This window comes from Halohasta sp. A2 (assembly GCF_056175805.1).
This window is the reverse complement of sequence record NZ_JAQFWV010000362.1, coordinates 1-240: the sequence shown is the minus strand read 5'-3', so window position 1 is coordinate 240 and position 240 is coordinate 1. Positions and strand designations below refer to the sequence as shown.

The 240-nt window shown below is 59.6% G+C and carries 1 pseudogene; it reads left to right on the top strand.

The features are described from left to right. Positions 1-240, top strand: a pseudogene (locus O2S87_RS19440) (ISH3 family transposase); the annotation flags it as partial.

Genomic DNA, 240 nt, shown 5'->3' with positions numbered 1-240 from the left:
TCGTCGCCGACCTCCACCTCGATCCCTACTACGGCGATGAAGACGAGACAGAAGCTCTCTACTCCTCACTGGCCAAGCGTGGAACAACGACGTTTCACGCTTATGCGACACTCTACGCACGGGTGCGTAACAAACGCTACACGCTCGCGGTTCGCCAGCTGGTCGCTGGCGAAACCTCAGGTGACGTACTCGGTGAGTTCCTCGAACTGCTTGACGGCCTTGACCTGCGCGTCAAGGCCG